21 protein-coding genes are annotated in these 21,554 nt (G+C 71.8%); 13 read left to right on the plus strand and 8 right to left on the minus strand.

From position 1 onward, the window contains the following. Positions 1 to 30: 30 nt before the first annotated feature. The 3 genes from J2X60_RS13035 (at position 31) to J2X60_RS13045 (ending at position 3,254) form a co-directional block, all read left to right on the plus strand. Complete coding sequence (locus J2X60_RS13035; RefSeq protein ID WP_083294992.1) at positions 31 to 1,287, plus strand: inorganic phosphate transporter; 1,257 nt, start codon at positions 31 to 33, stop codon at positions 1,285 to 1,287. Continuing rightward, a complete protein-coding gene (locus J2X60_RS13040; protein ID WP_309888038.1) occupies positions 1,287 to 1,583 on the plus strand; it encodes a hypothetical protein in 297 nt (98 codons plus the stop codon). Before J2X60_RS13035 ends, J2X60_RS13040 begins: the two co-directional genes overlap by 1 nt. A gap of 198 nt (positions 1,584 to 1,781) precedes the next feature. Further along, positions 1,782 to 3,254, plus strand: coding sequence for an aspartate ammonia-lyase (locus tag J2X60_RS13045; protein WP_070419138.1), 1,473 nt, complete (start codon positions 1,782 to 1,784; stop codon positions 3,252 to 3,254). 10 nt (positions 3,255 to 3,264) lie between these two features. On the opposite strand, the gene J2X60_RS13050 is transcribed toward J2X60_RS13045, so the two are convergent. Both J2X60_RS13050 and J2X60_RS13055 read right to left on the minus strand, forming a co-directional pair. Continuing rightward, positions 3,265 to 4,356, minus strand: a complete 1,092-nt coding sequence (locus tag J2X60_RS13050; protein ID WP_309888040.1) for a YihY/virulence factor BrkB family protein — start codon at positions 4,354 to 4,356, stop codon at positions 3,265 to 3,267. Between the two features lie 102 nt (positions 4,357 to 4,458). Next, the gene (locus J2X60_RS13055; protein ID WP_083403314.1) at positions 4,459 to 5,781 is read right to left on the minus strand and encodes an MFS transporter; all 1,323 of its coding nucleotides are present in this window, start codon (positions 5,779 to 5,781) and stop codon (positions 4,459 to 4,461) included. A 79-nt stretch (positions 5,782 to 5,860) separates the two neighbouring features. Between J2X60_RS13055 and J2X60_RS13060 the strand changes: the two genes are divergently transcribed. The 3 genes from J2X60_RS13060 to J2X60_RS13070 are packed head-to-tail and all read left to right on the plus strand — an operon-like array spanning position 5,861 to position 9,371. Further along, positions 5,861 to 6,232, plus strand: coding sequence for an FKBP-type peptidyl-prolyl cis-trans isomerase (locus tag J2X60_RS13060; RefSeq protein ID WP_092094011.1), 372 nt, complete (start codon positions 5,861 to 5,863; stop codon positions 6,230 to 6,232). Further along, positions 6,232 to 7,068 (plus strand): aldo/keto reductase, encoded by an 837-nt coding sequence (locus J2X60_RS13065; protein WP_309779066.1) that lies wholly within the window; start codon positions 6,232 to 6,234, stop codon positions 7,066 to 7,068. Before J2X60_RS13060 ends, J2X60_RS13065 begins: the two co-directional genes overlap by 1 nt. Positions 7,069 to 7,127: 59 nt before the next feature. After that, positions 7,128 to 9,371: an ATP-binding domain-containing protein gene (locus tag J2X60_RS13070; RefSeq protein ID WP_309888043.1), complete on the plus strand. Its 2,244-nt coding sequence runs from the start codon at positions 7,128 to 7,130 to the stop codon at positions 9,369 to 9,371. A 27-nt stretch (positions 9,372 to 9,398) separates the two neighbouring features. Here J2X60_RS13070 and J2X60_RS13075 read toward each other — a convergent pair whose 3' ends face one another. Genes J2X60_RS13075 through J2X60_RS13085 form a run of 3 tightly spaced genes read right to left on the minus strand, consistent with a single transcriptional unit; the run spans position 9,399 to position 11,830 of the window. Then, a complete protein-coding gene (locus J2X60_RS13075) occupies positions 9,399 to 9,671 on the minus strand; it encodes a protealysin inhibitor emfourin (protein WP_309888045.1) in 273 nt (90 codons plus the stop codon). A gap of 28 nt (positions 9,672 to 9,699) precedes the next feature. Continuing rightward, the gene (locus J2X60_RS13080) at positions 9,700 to 10,749 is read right to left on the minus strand and encodes a M4 family metallopeptidase (RefSeq protein WP_309888047.1); all 1,050 of its coding nucleotides are present in this window, start codon (positions 10,747 to 10,749) and stop codon (positions 9,700 to 9,702) included. 34 nt (positions 10,750 to 10,783) lie between these two features. Beyond that, the gene (locus J2X60_RS13085; protein ID WP_083403315.1) at positions 10,784 to 11,830 is read right to left on the minus strand and encodes a glycoside hydrolase family 6 protein; all 1,047 of its coding nucleotides are present in this window, start codon (positions 11,828 to 11,830) and stop codon (positions 10,784 to 10,786) included. Positions 11,831 to 11,942: 112 nt separating this feature from the next. On the opposite strand from J2X60_RS13085, the gene J2X60_RS13090 reads away from it, so the two are divergent. From J2X60_RS13090 to J2X60_RS13110, 5 genes are all read left to right on the plus strand, one after another. Continuing rightward, positions 11,943 to 12,389: a VanZ family protein gene (locus J2X60_RS13090; protein ID WP_175473608.1), complete on the plus strand. Its 447-nt coding sequence runs from the start codon at positions 11,943 to 11,945 to the stop codon at positions 12,387 to 12,389. A 102-nt stretch (positions 12,390 to 12,491) separates the two neighbouring features. Next, the gene (gene rpsO, locus J2X60_RS13095; RefSeq protein ID WP_070416523.1) at positions 12,492 to 12,761 is read left to right on the plus strand and encodes a 30S ribosomal protein S15; all 270 of its coding nucleotides are present in this window, start codon (positions 12,492 to 12,494) and stop codon (positions 12,759 to 12,761) included. Positions 12,762 to 12,900: 139 nt separating this feature from the next. Continuing rightward, complete coding sequence (locus tag J2X60_RS13100) at positions 12,901 to 13,551, plus strand: CE1759 family FMN reductase (RefSeq protein WP_309888051.1); 651 nt, start codon at positions 12,901 to 12,903, stop codon at positions 13,549 to 13,551. A gap of 107 nt (positions 13,552 to 13,658) precedes the next feature. Next, positions 13,659 to 13,928, plus strand: a complete 270-nt coding sequence (locus J2X60_RS13105; RefSeq protein WP_309888053.1) for a hypothetical protein — start codon at positions 13,659 to 13,661, stop codon at positions 13,926 to 13,928. Beyond that, positions 13,925 to 14,845 carry an FAD:protein FMN transferase gene (locus tag J2X60_RS13110; RefSeq protein ID WP_309888055.1) on the plus strand — a complete coding sequence of 307 codons (921 nt, stop codon included), beginning with the start codon at positions 13,925 to 13,927 and terminating at the stop codon, positions 14,843 to 14,845. Before J2X60_RS13105 ends, J2X60_RS13110 begins: the two co-directional genes overlap by 4 nt. Here the strand turns inward: J2X60_RS13110 and J2X60_RS13115 are convergent, their stop codons facing one another. Then, positions 14,846 to 16,039 carry a hypothetical protein gene (locus tag J2X60_RS13115; protein WP_309888057.1) on the minus strand — a complete coding sequence of 398 codons (1,194 nt, stop codon included), beginning with the start codon at positions 16,037 to 16,039 and terminating at the stop codon, positions 14,846 to 14,848. It abuts the gene before it with no gap. A 279-nt stretch (positions 16,040 to 16,318) separates the two neighbouring features. Here J2X60_RS13115 and J2X60_RS13120 point away from each other — a divergent pair, with 279 nt between their 5' ends. Beyond that, positions 16,319 to 18,592, plus strand: coding sequence for a polyribonucleotide nucleotidyltransferase (locus tag J2X60_RS13120; RefSeq protein ID WP_071295422.1), 2,274 nt, complete (start codon positions 16,319 to 16,321; stop codon positions 18,590 to 18,592). A 70-nt stretch (positions 18,593 to 18,662) separates the two neighbouring features. Here J2X60_RS13120 and J2X60_RS13125 read toward each other — a convergent pair whose 3' ends face one another. Next, the gene (locus tag J2X60_RS13125) at positions 18,663 to 19,190 is read right to left on the minus strand and encodes a YbhB/YbcL family Raf kinase inhibitor-like protein (protein ID WP_309779075.1); all 528 of its coding nucleotides are present in this window, start codon (positions 19,188 to 19,190) and stop codon (positions 18,663 to 18,665) included. Positions 19,191 to 19,317: 127 nt separating this feature from the next. Further along, entirely contained in the window at positions 19,318 to 19,965 is a 648-nt protein-coding gene (locus J2X60_RS13130; RefSeq protein WP_071301677.1) for a TetR/AcrR family transcriptional regulator, read from the minus strand. A 249-nt stretch (positions 19,966 to 20,214) separates the two neighbouring features. Between J2X60_RS13130 and J2X60_RS13135 the strand changes: the two genes are divergently transcribed. Further along, positions 20,215 to 21,549, plus strand: coding sequence for a pitrilysin family protein (locus tag J2X60_RS13135; RefSeq protein WP_309888060.1), 1,335 nt, complete (start codon positions 20,215 to 20,217; stop codon positions 21,547 to 21,549). Positions 21,550 to 21,554: the final 5 nt, after the last annotated feature.

Raw genomic sequence — 21,554 nt, forward strand, 5'->3', positions numbered from 1 at the left:
GCGGCGTCCAGCCTGGGACACTTGCCCGCGGTGGACATCACACTCATAGTCGTCCTGGTCATCGCGTTGGCCCTCTTCTTCGACTTCACAAACGGTTTTCACGACACCGCCAACGCGATGGCGACCCCGATCGCCACCGGTGCGATGAAGCCCAAGGTGGCCGTCACGGTCGCCGCGGTGCTCAACCTCGTCGGTGCGTTCCTCAGCACCGCGGTGGCGACGTCGATCTCGCACGGCCTCATCAACGAGGGGCCCGGGGGCGTGGCGATCAGCCCGGAGATGATCTTCGCCGGGCTCATCGGGGCGGTCGTCTGGAACATGATCACGTGGCTGCGCGGCCTGCCGTCGTCGTCCTCGCACGCGCTGTTCGGCGGGCTCATCGGTGCCGCGATCGTCGGCGCGGGGTTCAACGCCGTCAACTACGCGGCCCTGCTGACGGTGGTGATCATCCCCGCGTTCCTCTCGCCGGTGATCGCCGCGCTGGTCTCGTTCCTGTCCACGCGGATCGCGTACCGGATCACCCGGCGCCCGGTCTTCCCGAACGAGCGCGGCGGCTTCCGCATCGGCCAGGTCTTCACGAGCTCGATGGTGTCGCTCGCGCACGGCACGAACGACGCGCAGAAGACGATGGGCGTCATCACGCTGACCCTCATCGCCTCGGGTGCGCAGTCGTCCGAGCAGGGCGTGCAGTTCTGGGTCGTCATCGCCTGCGCCCTGGCGATCGCCCTCGGCACCTACACCGGCGGGTGGCGCATCATCCGCACGCTCGGGTCCGGCATCACCGAGATCCGTGCGACGCAGGGCTTCGCGGCCGAGGCGTCGACCGCGGCGACGATCCTCGCCTCGAGCCACCTCGGCTTCGCGCTGTCCACCACGCAGGTGTCCTCCGGATCGATCATCGGCGCCGGTCTGGGCCGCCGCGGGTCGAAGATCCAGTGGTCCACCGCCGGCAAGATCGTGATCGCCTGGTTCATCACCCTCCCGGCAGCCGCTGCCGTCGGCGCGGTCGCGTCCGGCATCGCCCGCCTCGGCGTCACGGGCCTCGTCATCGACGCGGTCGTCGGCGCCGCGGTGATCCTCGGGCTCTACCTGTGGTCGCTCCGCAAGCCGCACGAGCAGGCTGCCGCGATCGAGGTGGACGTCGCCGCCAACGCGGTGTTCACCCGCAAGGAGCTGCGTGACCTGCAGCGGAAGAAGCGCGCCGAGACCGTCGCCGCGCGTCGAGCCGAGCTGAGCCGCGAGCGCACCCTGCGCCGCATGGCCGGCCGCAAGGGAGGGCGACGCTGATGGGCATCGACTGGTTCGCGTTCCTGACGGTCGCGATCGTGTCGCTCGTCGGCGCGTGCTTCGTGGTCACCGTGTACTCGATCGGCCTCCGCTTCTGGAGCGCCGCCGACACCCGCGCCGGCAAGTTCACCGTGAAGGACGACGGCACGATCGGTCCGGCGACGGTCGGGTTCCCGCACCCGTCGAACGTCACGACCGCCGTGCGCTGGTTCCGGACGCTGTCCGTCGCCTGCTTCGTCGTCTCCGGCGTGGCCGTCCTCTACGGCATCTACCTCATCGTCCCGCAGTTCCACTGACGCATCCCGCGCTGACCGGCGTGCGCGCCCTGGGCGCGACCCCCTGACGGCCTGGAGGCACGGTGCCGGCCCGCACCGCGCCTCCAGGCCCTCACCGCGCGCGTCCACGGCGCCACCCGCGACGTCCTCGCACGTCGCGACGCGCCCGCCCGGGCCGGGGCCCGGCCCCGACCGGCCGGACGGGCTACCCTCGTGGGCGTGACCGGCAACGAAGCAGCACAGACCCGTACCGAGACCGACTCCCTGGGGTCGCGTGACGTCCCAGCGGACGCGTACTGGGGCATCAACACCCTCCGCGCCCTCGAGAACTTCCCCATCACCTCGGTGCCGATCGCGGTCTACCCGGACCTCATCGAGGCCCTCGCGACCGTCAAGCAGGCGGCCGCCCGGGCGAACAAGGCGATCGGGGTGCTCGACGCCGAGCGTGCCGACGCCATCGACCGTGCCGCGCAGGAGGTCCGCGACGGCTCGCTCCGGGACCAGTTCGTCGTCGACATCGTGCAGGGCGGTGCCGGTACCTCGACGAACATGAACACGAACGAGGTGCTCGCGAACCGTGCCCTCGAGCTCCTCGGCCGCGAGAAGGGCGACTACGGGTACCTGCACCCGATCGACCACGTCAACCGCAGCCAGTCGACGAACGACACGTACCCGACGAGCATCAAGCTCGCGATGATCCTCGGCGTGCGGCGGCTCGTGTCGCAGCTCGAGGCGCTGTCCGACGCCTTCGCGGAGCGCGGGCACGCCTTCCAGGACGTGCTGAAGATCGGACGCACCCAGCTGCAGGACGCGGTGCCGATGACCCTCGGGCAGGAGTTCACCGGCTTCTCGCACACCATCCAGGAGGACGTCCTCCTGCTCAAGACGGTCATGCCGCTGCTCGCCGAGACGAACCTCGGTGCGACGGCGATCGGCACCGGCATCACGGCCGACCCCCAGTACCGCGACGAGGTCCGTCGCCAGCTGCAGGTCGCGTCCGGGCTCGACATCGTGACGGCACCGGACCTCATCGAGGCGACGAGCGACGCCGGCGCGTTCATGACCCTGTCCGGCACCGTGAAGCGGAGCGCGGCGAAGCTCTCGAAGATCTGCAACGACCTGCGGCTGCTGGCCTCGGGTCCGCAGGCCGGCCTGGGGGAGATCACGCTCCCGGCACGGCAGGCGGGGTCCTCGATCATGCCGGGCAAGGTGAACCCGGTCATCCCCGAGGTCGTGAACCAGATCGCGTTCGCCGTCGTGGGGGCGGACACCACGGTCACGATGGCGGCAGAGGGCGGGCAGCTGCAGCTCAACGCGTTCGAGCCGATCATCGCCCACTCGATCCTGCAGTCGCTGCAGTGGATGGCGAGCGGGTGCGCGACGCTCCGGGTGAACTGCGTGGCCGGGATCGAGGCGAACGAGGCGAAGCTCGCGGCCCAGGTCGACACGAACGTCGGCGTCGTCACCGCGCTCACGCCGTACATCGGGTACGCGGCCGCGGCGTCGATCGCGCACACGGCGTTGACGACCTCGACGCCCATCTCGACGCTCGTGACCGCGGCGGGGCTCATGGAGGAGGACCAGGTCCAGCGCGTCTTGAGCCCGGCGCGGCTGTCGGGCATCGAGCTGGCGACGGGGGCGATCCCGGTCGTCACCGAGGAGATGCTCGACCGGGCGGCGCGCGAGCGCTGACGCGCGGCGCCTACGGCATCGGCGGCTCGCCGACCCGCACCTGCCGGGACAGGTCCCGCAGGTGTTCCGCAGCCTCGGCCTGGGCAGGATCGGCGTCGTCCTCGGCCGCCCGCTGCGCCGCGATCGTCCGGACGTGGTGTGCGGCGGCGATGTCGGCGTCCCGCCACCGGGCGAGCGTGAAGTTCCGCGTGACGTCCCGCAGCGGCAGCCGGATGGACTCGTCGGCCTCGATCCCGGCGAGGAGCTGGCGCATCCGGATCACCTCGGAGTCGAGCTCACCGCCCACCACGAGCACGAAGTTCGAGATGTACAGGTACACGAGCAGCAGGATCGCGCCACCGAGCCACCCGTAGGCCTTGTTGCCGCCGCCGATCGTCTCGACGTAGAGCGAGAACCCGAGCGTCGCGAGCGCCCACGTCACGATGGCGAACCCGGCACCGGCGGACACCCACCGCAGCTGCGGCGTCTTCACGTTCGGCGTCGCGTAGTACAGCACCGCGACCATCACGACGAGGTCGGCGGCGAGGACCGGCCACTTCACCACGTTCCAGAAGTCGTCGATCCACGGCGCCCACCCGAAGGACCGGATGACCGCGGCGGAGATCGTCGGCGTGCCGAGCAGGATCACGATCGCGATCGCACCGCCGGCCATCACGAGCAGCGTGACGAGGAGCATCATGCTGCGGAACTTCCAGATGCGACGCCCCTCCTCGACCTCGTAGGCGGTGTTCATCGCCCGGCCGAACGCCGTCGCGTACCCGGAGAGCGACCACAGCGTCAGCACGACGCCGATCGCGAAGCCGAGCCACGGGTTGTCCAGGGTGAGGAGCTGCCGGAGCGGACCCTCGAGGTGCGCCGCCGTCTCGGGGCGGACGATGAACCCGAGGATCCCGATGATGTCCTCGAGGCTGTCGCCCTGCCGGTCCACGATCGACAGGGCCGACACCACGGTCAGCGTCGTCGGGAACACCGTGAGCAGCGCGAAGAACGTCAGCGACGCCGCCGCGTCGACGACGCGGTGCCGGATGACCGAGTGGTAGGTACGCCGGACCACGGCGCGGACTCCCGTCCGCTGGAGGTCGCGCGATGCGCTGTCCGGCATGCGTTGTACGGTACCCGACACCTGCGGGCCAGGAGGCGCGGTGGCAGCCCGCACCGCGCCTCCCGTCCGGCCGGTGGTCGCGTCCGGCGGCCGCTCCGCTCGTCAGTTCGCGTGCGGGTGCCGTGCGTCGTACCGGCGGAAGGACGGCACCGCGCGGAGGAGCAGCGCGACCAGGCCGATGATCAGCACACCGCCGATGATCGGCGGGTACGCGATGCCGGCGGCGACCACGAGCCCCGCGTAGAGGTCGCCCAGCCGCGGGCCACCGGTGACGACGACGATGAAGATGCCCTGCAGGCGTCCGCGCATGCCGTCCGGGGAGGCGGCCTGCAGGATCGTGTTCCGGAACACCGAGCTGACGTTGTCCGCGCCGCCGGCCGCCGCGAGGAAGAGTGCCGCGAGGCCGAGCGCGGGCAGGATGCCGGTGCTGAACGCGTCGCCCTCGCGGCCGCCGAGCGCGTGGGCGCAGGCGATGACCACGCCGAACGCCGCGATCGCGCCACCGTAGGCGGTGATCGCCCAGCCGACCGCCTCGCCCTGGCGGCGGACGTGTCCGAGCGGACCGGAGAACACGCTCGAGAGCAGTGCTCCGATCGCGTACGCCGCGGTGAGGGTGCCGACCGTGATCGACCCGCCGCCGATCACGAGCGCACCGATCGCCGGGAAGAGCACGCGGGGCTGCCCGAACGTCATCGCGACGATGTCGAGCACGAAGGTCATGGTGATGTTCCGCGACCGTCGGAGGAACCGCGCCCCCTCGACGAGCGAGCTGAGCCCCGGACGGAGCGCGTCCCGGTCGGCGGCCATCCGCGGCAGGGTGAACACCCCGAGGAACGCGAACGTGAACAGGACCACGTCGATCGTGTACGTCGGGGCGAAGCCGACGGCCGCGATGAGCACACCCGCGACCGCGGGACCCACCGTGACCTGGAACCCCGAGGCGATGCCGCCGAGGGCGCTCGCCGCCGGCAGCAGGTCCGTGCCCACGAGCCGGGGCACGATCGCGGAGCGGGACGCGTTGCTCACGGTCGCGGCGACGGCGTTGACCGTGGCGAGGACGTAGAGCAGGGCGACGCTGTGGAGGCCGAGCCAGGCGTGCGTGGCGATCAGGGCCACGGCGGCCCAGGCGATCACGGCGGACACGAGTGCGACGGTGCGCCGGTCGAACGCGTCGGCGAGCATCCCGCCGTAGAGGCCGGCGACGATCATCGGCAGGAGCGCGATCACGCCGACGAGGGCGACCGCGAAGGTGGAGCCGGTGATGTCGTAGACCTCGAGGCCAACGGCGACGGTGGTCATCTGCGTGCCGATGCCGGCGATGGCGGTGCCGAGCCAGAGCCGGGCGAACGCGGGGGAGCGGCGGAGCGGGGTGAGGTCGGCGAGGAGACGGCGTCGGCGCTCGCCGGTCGGTGTGGATGATGTCACGGTGGAACCATTCTGGGGGCTGCGGCGCCGTCCGTGGACGTGCGGGGCCGTGTCCGCGCTCTCTGGTTGACTGGCGGGCATGACTGACCTGAACAGCAAGCCCGAGTTCGACGCCCCCGAGGGCCCCGCCCCCACCGAGCTCGTCATCACCGACATCGTCGAGGGCTCCGGCGACGTGGCCTCCGCCGGGTCGACCGTCAAGGTGCACTACGCCGGCGTCGAGTACGAGACCGGCGAGGAGTTCGACAGCTCGTGGAACCGCGGCGAGCCGATCGACTTCCCGCTCGCCGCCCTGGTGCGCGGCTGGCAGGAGGGCATCCCCGGCATGAAGGTCGGCGGGCGCCGCAAGCTCGTCGTCCCGCCGGAGCTCGCCTACGGCCCCGCCGGCGGTGGCCACTTCCTGTCCGGCAAGACCCTGATCTTCGTCATCGACCTGCTCGGGGTCCGCTGATGCAGGTCGGCGCACCGACCATCGAGCTGAACGACGGACACCGGTTCCCGGAGCTCGGCCTCGGCACCTACGGGCTGAACGGCGACGAGGGCGCGGCGGCCGTCGGGACGGCGATCGCGGGCGGCTACCGGCTGCTCGACACCGCGCTCAACTACGGCAACGAGGACGCCGTCGGCAGGGCCGTGCGCGAGTCGGAGGTGGCGCGCGAGGACCTCGTCGTCACGTCGAAGCTCCCCGGCCGCCACCACGGCTACGACGAGGCGCACCGCTCGATCGACGAGACCCTCGGCAACCTGGGCCTCGACTCGGTCGACCTCTACCTGATCCACTGGCCGAACCCGTCCGTGGACAAGTTCGTCGACACCTGGAAGGCCTTCGTCGACCTCCGCGACAGCGGCAAGGTCCGCTCGATCGGCGTCTCGAACTTCACCCCGGAGCACCTGCGTCGCATCGTGGACGCCACGGGTGTCGCCCCGGCCGTGAACCAGGTCGAGCTGCACCCGTACTTCCCGCAGGGCGAACTGCGGAAGGTGCACCAGGAGCTCGGCATCGTCACCGAGAGCTGGAGCCCCCTCGCGAAGCGGTCGGAACTCCTCACGGAGCAGCCGATCGTCGACGCCGCCGCCGCGCACGGGGTCACCCCCGGGCAGGTCGTGCTCCGCTGGCACGTCCAGATCGGTGCCGTCCCGGTGCCGAAGTCCGGCGACGCGGCCCGGCAGCGCGAGAACCTCGACGTCTTCGGCTTCGAGCTGACCGACGCCGAGGTCGCGGCGATCTCCGGCCTCGAGCGCGGACGCCTCTGGGACGGCGACCCGGACACGCACGAAGAGATGTAGGAAGCCTCACTTCGGGATGGGGGGACTACACTGGGTTCCCCTGTCCCGAAGGGTTGTGTGTGTCAGAACCGACCGAGATCGACCGTGAGCGCGGCTACGTGGACGGCCTGTTCGGCCGTCTCGACGAGCTGACCGCCGAGGCCGAGCAGCGTCTCGCCGAGACCCGCCGTCAAGCGGTCGGCGGGAACCACCAGAGCCGCAGTGAGCGCGATGCGTACGCCCGGCTCTACGAGGACACCATCGCGACGCTCGAGCGCGTCGGCGACCGCCTGGTCTTCGGGCGGCTCGAGGTGTCCGAGCCGGACAGCGACGAGGACTCGTTCCGCTACATCGGTCGCGTGGGCCTGCGGGACCGCGACCACCGACCGCTCCTGCTCGACTGGCGCGTCCCCGGTGCCAGCGCCTTCTACCAGGCGACCGCTGCGCACCCGATGGGCATGCGCGCCCGCCGGCACCTGACCCTCGACGGCCGCAGCGTCGTCGGCATCGAGGACGAGGTCTTCGATGCCGCGCTCTACGACGACGAGCGCACGCACCTGCAGGGCGAGGGCGCGCTCCTCGCCGCGGTCACCGCCGAGCGCACCGGCCGGATGACGGACATCGTCGCGACGATCCAGGGCGAGCAGGACCGGATCATCCGCTCCCCGCTCGAGGGCGTGCTCATCGTCCAGGGCGGCCCCGGCACGGGCAAGACCGCCGTGGCCCTGCACCGTGCGGCGTACCTGCTGTACTCGTACCGCGAGCGGCTCCGGGGCTCCGGCGTGCTCATGGTCGGCCCGTCGCCGGCGTTCCTGACCTACATCGAGCAGGTGCTCCCGTCGCTCGGCGAGACCGGCGTGGTGATGGCCTCGCTCGGCTCGCTCTACCCGGGCGTGCACGCGACGAAGCACGACCAGCGCGACGTCGCCGCGGTGAAGGGCTCGGCCGAGATGGCGCAGCTGCTCCGTCGCGCGGTGCGGTCCCGCCAGGTCGTCCCGACCGAGTCGGTCACGCTCGACGTCGAGGGGGAGCGGCTCGTCGTGCCGCCCGAGCTCGTCGCCGACGCCATGAAGCGTGCGCAGGACCGTGGGAAGCCCCACAACGCCGCCCGCGTCACGTTCAACAAGACCGCGCTCGACGCCATGACGCGGTTGCTCGCCGAGCAGCTCCGCCAGCGCGGGACCACCGTCGACGAGGCGGACGAGAAGGTCCTGCGCGAGGACATCCGGTCGTCGTACGACGCCCGCGTGCTCCTCAACACCGCGTGGCTGCCGCTGCCGCCGGAGAAGCTCCTTGAGGACCTGTACGCCCGGCCGAACTGGCTCGCCTCGCTCACCCCCCACTGGACCCCGGAGCGCCGGGCCCTGCTGCTGCGTGAGCGGGGAGCCGCGTTCACGGTCGAGGACGTCCCGCTCCTCGACGAGGCCGCCGAGCTCCTCGGTCCGTTCGACCCCACCGGCGGTGCCGCCAAGCGCGCGGCCAAGGCCAGCCGCAACCGCGACATCGAGAACGCCCGCCAGGCCATCGAGAACATGGGCGTCGAGGGCATCGTCACCGCCGAGCAGGTCGCCGGCTCCTTCGCCGAGGGCGGCGACCCCCGCTCCACCGCCGAGCGCGCCGCCGAGGACCGCGAGTGGACCTACGGCCACATCGTCGTCGACGAGGCGCAGGAGCTCTCCCCGATGCAGTGGCGGGTGCTCGCCCGCCGGAACCCGCTCCGCTCGTTCACGATCGTGGGGGACATGGCGCAGGGGTCCTCGCCCGGGGCCGCCCGCACGTGGGACGACGTCGTCGGCGCCCTCGCCCGCCGTCGTCGGGGCCGCGCGCCCCAGGTGCCGATCGAGCACCGCGTCGAGGAGCTCACCGTGAACTACCGCACGCCGCGCTCGATCGTCGAGGCCGCCGGGGCCTTCGCGGACGCCGCCGGCCTCGCGGTCACCCGGACCGAGGCCGTGCGCGACGGCGACCCCGTGGTGCGCGTCACGTCCAGCCGGGCCGAGGTGCTCGACACGGTCGCCGCGATCGTCGGCAGCGAGCGGGAGCACATCGGGGCCGGCACGATCGGCGTCATCGTGCCCGAGGCCGACGTGGACGCGGTCCGCGAGCGGTTGGCCCGGACCGAGGTGGACGTCCGGTCCCTCGGGTCGCCCCGGCCGGGGTCCGTCACGGTGCTCACGGGTGCCGATGCGAAGGGCCTCGAGTTCGACGGCGTGCTGCTGGTCGACCCGGAGCGGGTCGGTGCGGACGCGGCGCGTGCGGCTGCTGCCGTGTACGTCGCCATGACGCGCCCGACGCGCCGCCTGACCGTCATCGACGTGGACTGAGCACACGGGAGGCGCGGGCCGCGTCCGTCAGGTCGGGGTGCCCTCGGCCCGCACACGCGTCACCAGCGCCGCCCACGGGCCGTCGAGGCGGGTGCCGGGGATCGTGACCGTCGTCCGTTCGACGGTGATCGTCCACGTGAAGTCGTCGCGGACACCCGGCGCAGGGGGACCCGGGGCGTCGCGGGGCAGGGCACCGACGAGCTCCGACCACCCGCCCGGGTCGTCGCAGGCGTCGGTGTCGACGCGCCAACCCCTGGTGGTGCCGGCGATGCCCCCACTGCGGCGGACGTCGATGTGCATGCCCCCGACGGTACGCCGACAGCCCGGCTCAGTCGAGCACGCCGACCGTGCGCCAGGCGTCCTGCACCGCGGTGTGCTGCACCGACCCGTCCCCGAAGCGCGTGCGGGCGGCGTCGACGGTGACGGTGGCGAACCCGGCGAAGTCGATCGAGGCGGTGACGGCGTCGGACGTGAGGGCGTCCCACCAGACGGCTCCGGCGCCTTCCCACGCGTTGCCGCCGATCGCCGTGGCCGCCAGGTAGAAGGCGTGGTTCGGGATGCCGGAGTTCGTGTGCACGCCGCCGGAGTCCTCGGTGGTGTCGACGTACCCGGCCATCGTCGCGGGCTGCGGGTCCTTCCCGAGCACCGGGTCGTCGTAGGCGGTGCCGGGGGCCTTCATCGACCGCAGTGCGACGCCGTGCACGGCCGGGGTGAAGAGCCCCTCGCCGATGAGCCACGACGCCTGGTCGGCGCTCTGGCGGCGGGCGTACTGGGCGACGAGCGAGCCGAAGACGTCGCTGATCGACTCGTTCAGCGCCCCGGACTGCCCCTCGTACGTGAGGTCGGCGGTGTACTGGGTCACGCCGTGCGCGAGTTCGTGGCCGATGACGTCGACCGCGATCGTGAAGCGGTTGAAGACCTCGCCGTCGCCGTCGCCGAACACCATCCGGCTGCCGTCCCAGTAGGCGTTGTCGTAGTCCTGCCCGTAGTGCACCGTGGCGTCGAGGGGGAGGCCTGCGCCGTCGATCGACACCCGGCCGAACACCTCGAGCCAGAAGGCGTGGGTGTCGCCGAGGCCCGTGTAGGCCTCGTCCACCGCGGGGTCGCCGGAGTCCGGGTCGCCCTCGCGCCGGACCGGGGTGCCCGGGAGCGTGGTGCTGCCGTGCGCGTCGGAGATTGTCCGCTGCGGCGACCGGTCGACCGTGCCGCTCACGCCCTGCGGACGGACCCGGTGCTCGTGCTTCGGACGCTGGACGGTGTCGAGCGACGCCAGCGCCGTCCGTGCCGCCGAGGCCGCGCGTGGGAAGCCCTGGGCGTCGGCGACGGCGCGGAGCAGGTAGGGCGGGACGACGGATCGGATGCGGTCGGTCGGGGTCATGGCGTCATGCAACCACCGGGCACCGACACCGCGGTCAGTCCTGCTTGCGGTTCTCCACGAGCCCGAGGGCGTACGACTCCCACCACTGTCCGGCGGCCGGCCCGCCGTTGCAGGTGCCGTCGCTCAGCCCCGGCGTCTTCACCCACAGCAGCGCGTCGAGCCGGGTGGAGCCGCGGGTGACGTGCGGGGCCTGGCCGAGGCCGGCGCCGTCCGGGTTGCACCAGGTCCCGCGCCAGCCCTGACCGTTGCGCGAGACGTCGATGACGAAGTGCGGGTCGCCGCCGATCGCGTCCGCGAGCCGGTCGGCGTAGGCGCGTTCCTGGTCGACCCGGTAGAAGTTCGAGACGTTCGTGAAGAAGCCCTGCACCCGGTCGACCCCGGCCTCGCGCAGCCACTTCGCCATCGTCGCCGTCGGCACGCGGTTCTCGTTCCCGCCGTCGAGGTACACGGTGAGGCCGTGGCCGCTGAGCTCGTCGACGGCCTTGCGGATCAGGGGCAGGCGGTCCTGCTCGAGGCGCTTGCACACCTGGATCTGGGCGATGGCGTCCGGCTCGACGAGCACGACGGCCCGGGAACCCGCCATGGCCCGCACGGCCGACCGGACCCACGGCAGGTACTCGTCCGCGGCGGTCCCGCCCTTGGAGTAGCTGCCGCAGTCGCGGTCCGGGACGTTGTAGAGGACGAACACGGGCGTCTTCCGCTGCCGCTCGGCGCTGCGGACGACGTCCCGGATGGTCTGACGCGTCTCGGACACCGAGGTGTTCGTCAGCCATGTGGCGATCGGCTCGTCCGCGATGACGGCGATCTTCCGGGCCGTGGTGTCGTCGCCGTCGGCACGGGCCTCGGACTCCCGCTTGCCGGGTTGGTTCTCGGCCTCGGGCTGCTCCGCGAGGCCGCCGGGGAACGCCTCGGACGCGGTCTTCCGCTCGGCGACCTGCCTGCCGGTGGGCTCGGTGCCGCGGGGGAGCACGAGCACGAGCGTCACGACGAGCGCGGCGACGACGACCGCGGCGAGCCCGATCCACGTCCACTGACGACGGCCGGGGCTGCGGCGTGCACGGGTTCCCTCGAGACTCGGCATGCGCCCATGCTCGCAGGTGCGACCCCGGCGTGCCCAGGCCCGGCCCGTCCCGCCGGGCGTTCACCCAGCGTCGCCGCCGGTTCTTGCCAGGACCGTGTCCCAGACTGGCCGGATGTTCCGGAAGCTCCTCCTCCTCGCCCTGACCGCGGCGTACGCCTGGGTGATCTGGCGGATGACGCTGACCCCGCAGGTCTTCTCGGCGGCGCAGAACTCCCTCGTCCTGCACGCGATCGCCTGGGTGCAGCAGCTCCCGCACGGCACGTGGTTCAGCTACGACCGCGTGGAGTTCCTCGCCAACATCGCGATGTTCGTGCCCGTGGGGATGCTCGCCGCGCTGTGGCTCCCGCGCCGGTGGTGGATCCTCGGTGCGGTCGTCGCGGTCGTGCTCTCCACCGGCATCGAGTTCGCGCAGGCGACCTACCTGCCGTACCGCGTGGCCGATCCGCGCGACGTCCTGTCGAACGGCCTCGGCGGTCTGCTCGGCGCGACGCTCGTCGGCCTCGTCCGCAGTCTCTTGCCGGCACCGCGTCGGCGTCGGCTGCGCGCCAGGACCGTCTAGCGATCTGGTAGTCTTGCGCGGTTGCCGTCGAACGGCCGCGGACAAAGAGCGCTCGTGCATCAGGCACGGGCACCGCGCAACGGACTGAAAGGGGATCTACGCATGGCACTTGACGCGAAGGTCAAGCAGGAGATCATCGAAGAGTACGCGACCCACCCGGGCGACACCGGTTCCCCCGAGGTCCAGGTCGCCGTTCTGACGCGTCGTATCAACGACCTGAACGAGCACCTCAAGGAGCACAAGCACGACCACCACTCGCGTCGTGGTCTGCTGCTCATGGTCGGTCAGCGTCGCCGTCTCCTCGGTTACCTCTCCGACGTCGACATCGCCCGCTACCGTGCGCTCATCGAGCGTCTCGGCCTGCGTCGCTAGTCGACCGACCCACGGCTTGACCGGACGCCCCGGCCCTCACACGAGGGCCGGGGCGTTCTCCGTTTCCCCGGGAATGGTTGCGGGGGACGTGCGGTTGGGTACGATGTTCATGCAAACGCATCGAAAGTCGGGACTCACCATGACCACCATCGCCGTCGTCTCCGCCGGGCTCTCCGAGCCCAGCTCCACCCGCATGCTCGCCGACCGCCTGGGCGAGGCCACGATCGCGGCGCTCGCCGCACCGAGCCCGTCCGGCCTGCCAGGAGGCGCGGCGCACGTCCTGCACGTCGACCTGCGTCCGCTGGCGCACGAGATCACCGACGCGATGCTCACCGGGTTCGCCGCACCGGCGCTGTCCGCCGCGATGGCGACGGTCGTCGAGGCCGACGCCGTGGTGTTCGTCACGCCGATCTTCACCGCCGGCGTGAGCGGTCTCGCGAAGTCGTTCCTCGACGTGCTCGACAAGGACTCGCTCGCCGACATGCCGGTCCTGCTCGGAGCCACCGGCGGCACCGCACGGCACTCGCTCGCGATCGAGCACGCGCTGCGTCCGGTGTTCGCGTACCTCCGCGCCGCGGTCGTCCCCACCGGCGTGTTCGCCGCCACCGACGACTGGGGGAGCGAGGGCGACTCGGCCGCACTGGACGGTCGCATCCGCCGGGCCGGGGACGACCTTGCCTGGGCGATCCGCGCCTCCCGTCGGACCCCGCAGGAAGCCGACGCGCTCCCCGAGACGGCGGACTTCGCGTCCCTGCTCGGTGGGCTCGGCCACTCGGCCGTGCGCTCTTAGGCCGGCCACAGGGGTCGTCGGGCGGGGGTGCAGCCCCTACCCGGCCCGCTCACCGGTGGGCTCGGGAACCTCGTCGTGACGACGGATCGTGACGACGAGGAGGACCGATGGACACCAGGGGCAACGGCCGGCGACCCGGCTGGACGACGAGTGCGCTCGTCAGCGTGGGCGGGCTCGTGGTCGCGGCGCTGACCGGGGCCGGGGTGTGGTTCGGGCACGAGCAGGCCACGACGGGCTCGGCCGACTCGACGAGCGACGCCGGGACCTCGTCCGACGCCGGGACCTCGACCGACGCCGGGACCTCGTCCGACCAGGGCGTGACCCAGGGCACGACCGGTGGCTCCGGCTCCTCGGACGCGACCACGACGGGATCGTGACCGTGCGTGCCGCAGCCGAGTGGGACCTCTGGACCACCACCGCCCGCGTCGTCCTCGACCACCGTGACCGCCGCCACCTCCCCGCCGCACGAGCGTGCGTCGTCGAGGTCACCGCCGCCGTCGACGCGGCGTGCAGCCGCTTCCGCAGCGACTCCGAGCTCGTCGCCCGCGCCGCCGACCTGGTGCGCGGCGCCGAGGTCTCCCCGCTCCTCGCCGCACTCGTGCACCACGCGCTCGACGCCGCACGTGCCTCCGACGGCGACGTCGACCCGACCCTCGGCGCCCGCATGGCGTCGCTGGGCTACGACGCCGCGTTCGCCGACGCCCCACCCGTGCCGACACCGGAGGCCGTGGCCCGAGCGCTCGACGGCCGCCCGGCGTGGCAGCGGGTCCTGCTGTCCGGCACCTTCCTGCGCGTGCCCGAGGGCGTCACGCTCGACCTCGGTGCCACCGCCAAGGCCGCCGCTGCCGACATGGCCGCGGCGAGCATCACCGCCCGCCTCGGCATCGGCGCGCTCGTCTCGCTCGGCGGGGACGTCGCGACCGCCGGGCCCGACCCGTCCGGCGGCTGGCAGGTCCGGGTGCAGGACCTCGACGACGACCCCGCCGACCACGTGCGGATCACGTCCGGCTGGTCCGTCGCGACCTCGAGCACCCAGAAGCGCCGGTGGGAGCAGGACGGCCACGCCCGGCACCACATCCTCGACCCGCGGTGGGGGCTGCCGGCCGAACCGGTCTGGCGTTCGGTGACCGTCGTCGCGCCGTCGTGCGTCACGGCGAACACGATGACGACCGCCGCGGTCGTCCGCGGACAGGGTGCCACCGAGATGCTCCGGCGGAGCGGTCGCGCGGCACGCCTGGTCGCTGCGGACGGCACCGTCGTCCGGATCGGGGGCTGGCCCGCCGACGACGGCTGATCAGTACCAGTGCGGGTTGACGCTCATCTCGTGGTTCCACGCCCCGCACGGCGAGCCGTAGGCATCGTGGATGTAGGCGAGGCCCCAGTTGATCTGGGTCGCCGCGTTCGTCCGCCAGTCCGCACCGGCGACGGACATCTTCTCCGCCGGGAGGGACTGGGGGATGCCGTACGCACCGCTGGAGACGTTCAGGGCGTTCGCGCGCCAGCCTGACTCCTGCGTCCACAGGGACACCAGGCACGAGAACTGGTCCGACCCCCACCCGTACGACCCGATGGCGCTGCGGGCGTAGGCCTGGGCACCCGCCGGGTCGACCACGACGCCGCCCGTGCTCGGGTAGGACGAACCGCCGCCGCTCGTCGACGGCACGGCGGGGCTCGGTGCCGCGTCGGCTGCTGCTGCCGCGGCCGCCTCCTCGCGCTTCCGCTGCTGTTCGGCCTTCTGCGCCGCGACCTGCACGCCGAGCTGGTAGCGCTGCTCGGTCTTCGCGGTGGTGTCCTTGAGCGACGCCAGCTGGGCGTACAGCTCGTCGCTGTGCTGCTGCGTGTCGTCGACCGCGGCGTCGGCGGCGGCCTCGGCGTCCTTCGCCGCGCTCGCCTTCGTCTCGGCGGCGTCGGCCAGGTCGGCGCGTTCGTCCTCGGCACGGGTGGCCTGGTCGTGCAGCGAGGACGCGGTCCTCGCGGCGACCGAGGCGTCGTCCATCACGCCGGCCCACGTCGACGACAGCTGGTCGAGCGCGCCCAGCTGGTACAGCAGCTGGGAGGGGTCCTTCGCCGTCGCGATGCGCGTGGTCATCTGGCTCGAGCTGCCGTCGCGGTACAGGTTCGCGGCGAGCTGGCCGGCGCGCTGCTGGGCGCGGTCCGCGGTCTTCGCCGCCTGGTCCGCCTGGGTCTGGAGGCTCGTGGCGGCCTGGGTGGCCGACGCCAGTGCCGACTCGGCCGCGTCCGCACGCTGGGACGCCACGAGCGCGGCCTGCGACTTCACGGCTGCGGCCTGCTGGGCGGACTCCAGCGCCGCCTGGACCTTGGCGACCTCGGCCTTCTTGGTCTGCTCGTTGCCCTTCGCGTGCTCGACGTCCTGCCAGCTCGGGTACTCCGTCGCGTTCGCCGGGACAGCGGTGACGACGGGGGCGACGAGCGCGCCGACGACCACTGCGGCCGCGACGAACCAGCCCCGGGAGGGGGTGAGGCGCATGGCAGCAGGCTAGCGAGGACACTCCGGTTCGCCGTGAGCCTCGCCGCCGAATCCCTGAGGACTGGTAAAGTCCATCACGTCCAGGGACCGTTTCCCCGGGCGTTACGACAAACACTGCGCAGGCCGGGCACGGAGCTGGTCATCGGTGGTGGCTCGCGGGCCGGACGGTTTCCCGAGTGCTTCTACTGCTGGCCAGACATGCGTCCCGATCCCTTCGGCGCGCACGCACCATCGGGTGCCGTGGCCCCAGCCTGCCGAACACATCAAGGAGGCACCCTTTTGGAGGGTCCCGAGATCAAGTTCGCCGAGGCCGTTCTCGACAACGGCAAGTACGGCAAGCGCACCGTCCGGTTCGAGACCGGTCGGCTCGCACAGCAGGCGCAGGGCGCGGTCGCCGCGTACCTCGACGAGGACACCATGCTCCTCTCGGCCACCAGCGCCGGCAAGCACCCGCGTGAAGGGTTCGACTTCTTCCCGCTGACCGTCGACGTCGAGGAGCGCTCGTACGCCGCCGGCAAGATCCCCGGTTCGTTCTTCCGTCGTGAAGGCCGTCCCAGCACCGAGGCGATCCTCGTCTGCCGCCTCATCGACCGGCCGCTGCGCCCGTCGTTCGTCGACGGCCTCCGCAACGAGGTCCAGATCGTCATCACCGTCCTGAGCATCGCTCCGGACGAGTTCTACGACGCGCTCGCGATCAACGCGGCGTCCGCGTCGACACAGATCTCTGGTCTGCCGTTCTCCGGCCCGATCGCCGGTGTGCGCCTCGCGCTCATCGGTGACCAGTGGGTCGCGTTCCCGAAGGCGTCGCAGCTCGCCGAGGCCGTCTTCGACCTCACCGTCGCTGGACGTGTCGTCACGGACGAGGCCGGCAACGAGGACGTCGCCATCATGATGGTCGAAGCCGAGGCCACCGAGCACAGCTGGGACCTCATCCAGGGCGGCGCCACCAAGCCCGACGAGGCCGTCGTCGCGCAGGGGCTCGAGGCGGCGAAGCCGTTCCTCAAGCAGCTCGTCGAGGCGCAGGCGAAGATGGCCGCCCAGTCGGCCAAGGAGATCCAGGACTACCCGGTCTTCCCGCCGTACGCCCCCGAGGTCTACGACGCGGTCGAGGCCATCGCGCTGTCCGAGCTCGGCGACGTCTACAAGATCGCCGGCAAGCTCGAGCGTCAGGACGCCGACGACGCCCTGAAGGCCCGCGTCAAGGAGGCCATCGCCGCCAAGGTGACCGCCGGCGAGCTCCCCGAGAGCGCCAACGGCCAGGTCAGCGGTGCCTACAAGTCGGTCACGAAGAAGGTCGTCCGCGGCCGGATCCTGACCGAGCAGGTCCGCATGGACGGTCGCGGCCTCGCCGACATCCGTCCGCTCGACGCCGAGGTCGCCGTGATCCCGCGCGTCCACGGTTCGGCCATCTTCCAGCGCGGCGAGACCCAGATCCTGGGCGTCACCACGCTGAACATGCTCAAGATGGAGCAGCAGATCGACTCGCTGTCGCCCGTCACGAAGAAGCGCTACCTGCACCACTACAACTTCCCGCCGTACTCGACGGGTGAGACCGGTCGTGTCGGTTCGCCGAAGCGTCGCGAGATCGGGCACGGCTTCCTCGCCGAGCGCGCCCTCGTGCCGGTGCTGCCGTCGCGCGAGGAGTTCCCCTACGCCATCCGTCAGGTGTCCGAGGCCCTCGGCTCCAACGGTTCGACGTCGATGGGTTCCGTCTGCGCCTCGACCCTGTCGCTCCTCAACGCCGGTGTGCCCCTCAAGGCCCCGGTCGCGGGCATCGCGATGGGCCTCGTCTCCGACACCGTCGACGGTCAGACCCGCTACGCGGCGCTGACCGACATCCTCGGTGCCGAGGACGCGCTCGGCGACATGGACTTCAAGGTCGCCGGCACCTCGGACTTCGTCACGGCCATCCAGCTGGACACGAAGCTCGACGGCATCCCCTCGTCGGTCCTCGACGCCGCGCTCAAGCAGGCCAAGGAGGCCCGCTCGGCCATCCTCGGTGTGCTGAACGAGGCGATCGACGCCCCCGACGAGATGGCGGACACCGCTCCTCGTGTCATCTCGGTGCAGATCCCCGTCGACAAGATCGGCGAGCTGATCGGCCCGAAGGGCAAGACGATCAACGGCATCCAGGACGAGACCGGCGCCGACATCTCGATCGAGGACGACGGCACCGTGTACATCGGCGCCGTCGACGGTCCGTCGGCCGAGGCCGCTCGCGCCCAGGTCAACGCGATCGCGAACCCGACGAACCCGGAGATCGGGGACCAGTTCCTCGGCACGGTCGTCAAGATCGCCACGTTCGGTGCGTTCGTGTCGCTGCTCCCGGGCCGCGACGGTCTGCTCCACGTCTCCGAGGTGCGCAAGCTCGCCGGTGGCAAGCGTGTGGAGAACGTCGAGGACGTCCTCGGCGTCGGCCAGAAGATCCTGGTCGAGGTCACCAAGGTGGACGACCGCGGCAAGCTGTCGCTCGCGCCGGTCGTCGCTGACGAGGTGGACACCGAGGGCGGCAAGGGACACGAGTCCCACGCCGAGGCCCCGGCCGAGGGCTGATCCCTCCCGCGTCCTGACGCACGAACGGCCGCCGTCCCTTCCGGGGCGGCGGCCGTTCGCCGTTGCGGGACTACGCGGCGGGGGTCTCCTGGGTACCGACGAGCTGCGCGCGGCCGAGCAGGTGCTCGCGGAGCACGAAGCCGACCACCGCGGGCGTCGCGTCCGCGGGCGCCTCGAGGACGGGCACGTCGAGCGCGCTCAGCGTGAAGAAGTACCGGTGCGGCCCGTGCCCGGCGGGCGGTGCCGCGCCGAGGAACGTGTCCGTCCCGAACTCGTTGCGGCGGCGCAGCGCCTCGGCGGGGAGCAGCGCGTCGTCGGTCCCGGCACCGGCCGGCAACGAGGTCGCCGACGCCGGGATGTCCGTGAGGCTCCAGTGCCAGAACCCGGACCCCGTCGGGGCATCGGGGTCGTACACCGTGAGCACGAAGCTCTGCGTGCCCTCCGGAGCGCCCGACCACTCGAGCGCGGGGGAGCGGTCCTCGCCGCCGGCGTCGGTGCCGCGGGCAGACGTCGGGAGCACGCCGCCGTCGGTGAAGTCGGGGCTGGTCAGGGTGAAGGACGGGACCTCGGGGAGGTTCCAGTTGGGGTCGTTGGCCATGTCCCCAGCCAACACCCGCGTGCTCGGATGTCGCTCGGTGTCAACCGGCGGACGGGAGGCGCGGTGCGGGGCCGACCCGTGCCTCCAGGCCGACAGGCGGTCGAGTTCGTCGACGCGACGTACGTCGTCAGGCGGCGAGCACGCGCTCGACGACGCGGCCGAGGGCCGCCGTCGCCGCGATCGCGTCACCGGCGTACGCGCCGGACATGGCGCCGTCGCGCGCGAGCATGAGCTCGTCCGCACCGTCGCCCGGCAGGGTGTGGCCGGACTCCTGCAGCAGGTCGGCCAGTCGCTCGGTGTACCAGTCGCGGTGCATCGCGACGACCTCGCGCACGGGGTCGCGCGGGTCGTGGTACTCGGCGGCGGCGTTGAGGAACGCGCAGCCGCGGAACTCGGGGTCGTTGACCTCGTCGGCGAGGGCCGTGACCCAGGCTCGGACGGCCGCCTCGGGCGAACCGGCGTCGGCGATGAGCTGTTCCATCCGCTGCTGCACGCGCTCGTGCTGCGTCCGGATGTAGGCCAGGATCAGGTTGTCCTTCGACCCGTAGTGCTTGTAGAACGTCGCCTTCGTGACGCTCGCCTCGGAGATGAGACGGTCGACGCCGACGCCGTGGATGCCCTCTTCGTAGAAGAGCCGCGTGGCGGTCTCGAGGATCCGGACCTTCGCGCCGCCGGAACGGGGAGCCGGGGGGACGCTCGACCCGTCCGGCGACGCGAGGTTCGTGCTCGGGCCAGGGAGACGCTGGACGGTCGGTTGGGGGGAATCGACCGTCACAGCGTGGCTCTCCTTGGGCTCATCGGCTCCGCGGCGGAGCGGGGGGACTCGTGCCGCGTGAGGACTGATGTCCCGAGCCACCGGATCGGAATATAGGGGGGCTTCCGATCCGGTAGAAGAACAGTATCACAAGGAGGACAGACAGACGAGTCTTTCTATCCTCCTTTTCTGTACCCCACTTCGAGTGACACGGTGCGCGGCTGTGGAAACTGGATGGAGCGCGCTCCGAGGTCAGTAGGCTCGTCTGCGATGAACCACCCAGTGCCGTTGCCGCTCGAGGCCCCGGACACGTCGTTCCTGACGTCCGGGGGCGCCTTCGTCCGCCGAACCGTCCTCCCGTCCGGCGTGCGGGTCCTGACCGAGGCCATGCCCGGAGCGAGTTCGACGAGCCTCGGCTTCTGGGTCGGGGTCGGCTCCCGCGACGAACGCGACGGCCAGTACGGCTCGACGCACTTCCTCGAACACCTGTTGTTCAAGGGGACCCGGACCCGGTCGGCCCTCGACATCGCGATCTCGTTCGACTCCGTCGGTGGCGAGCACAACGCCGCGACCGCCAAGGAGTACACCTGCTACTACGCACGGGTGCGGGACGCCGACGTCCCGATGGCCGTCTCGGTCATCGGGGACATGGTCACCGGCTCCGTCCTCGACGACGCGGCGTTCGACATCGAGCGCGGGGTCATCCTCGAAGAGCTGGCGATGGCGGCGGACGACCCGGCCGACGTCGCCGGCGAGGCGTTCTTCGCCGCGGCCTTCGACGGGCACGCCCTCGGCCGGCCGATCGGCGGCACGCCGGAGAGCATCCGCGCCGTGCAGCGGGACGAGGTCCTCGCCCACTACCGCGAGCACTACGCGCCGAACGGCATCGTCGTCACCGCCGCCGGGGCGATCGACCACGACCGCTTCTGCGAGCTCGTCGAGGCCGTGTTCCAGGGCGCCCCGAACGCTGCTCCGCTGGCACGGCGGACCCCGCAGCCGGTGGCGGACCCGGCGATCCCCAAGCTCTCGGTCGTGCACCGTCCGACCGAACAGGTCTCGATGCTCCGCGGGTCGCAGGGCCTCGACCTCCGCGACGAACGGCGGCCGGTCCTCAGCGTGCTCAACGCCGTGCTCGGCGGTGGCATGAGTTCCCGACTCTTCCAAGAGGTGCGCGAGCGCCGCGGACTCGCCTACGCGGTGAGTTCCTTCGCGCCCGCCTACCTCGACAACGGTGCCTTCGGCGTCTACGCCGGGTGCGCCCCCGACAACGTCGCCGGGGTCGTCGAGATCGTCGACTCGGAGTTCCGCCGGATGGTCGACGACGGCATCACCAGCGACGAGCTCCGTCGCGCGAAGGGGCAGATCGAGGGGGCGCTGACGCTCTCGCTCGAGGACTCCGACGCCCGGATGACCCGACTCGGCCGGTCCGAGCTCGGCACGGGGGAGTTCACCGACCTGGCCACCGCGCTCGAGCGCGTGGACCGGGTCACCACCGACGACGTCCTCGAGCTGGCCCGCGACCTCCTGACCCGGCCCACGATCACCTCGGTGGTCGGGGCGGTGCAGCAGGACGAGCTCGCGGCCGCGATCGGGATCGGCGGTTGAGCACC

Source organism: Curtobacterium sp. 320 (assembly GCF_031455235.1).
GTDB lineage: Bacteria > Actinomycetota > Actinomycetes > Actinomycetales > Microbacteriaceae > Curtobacterium.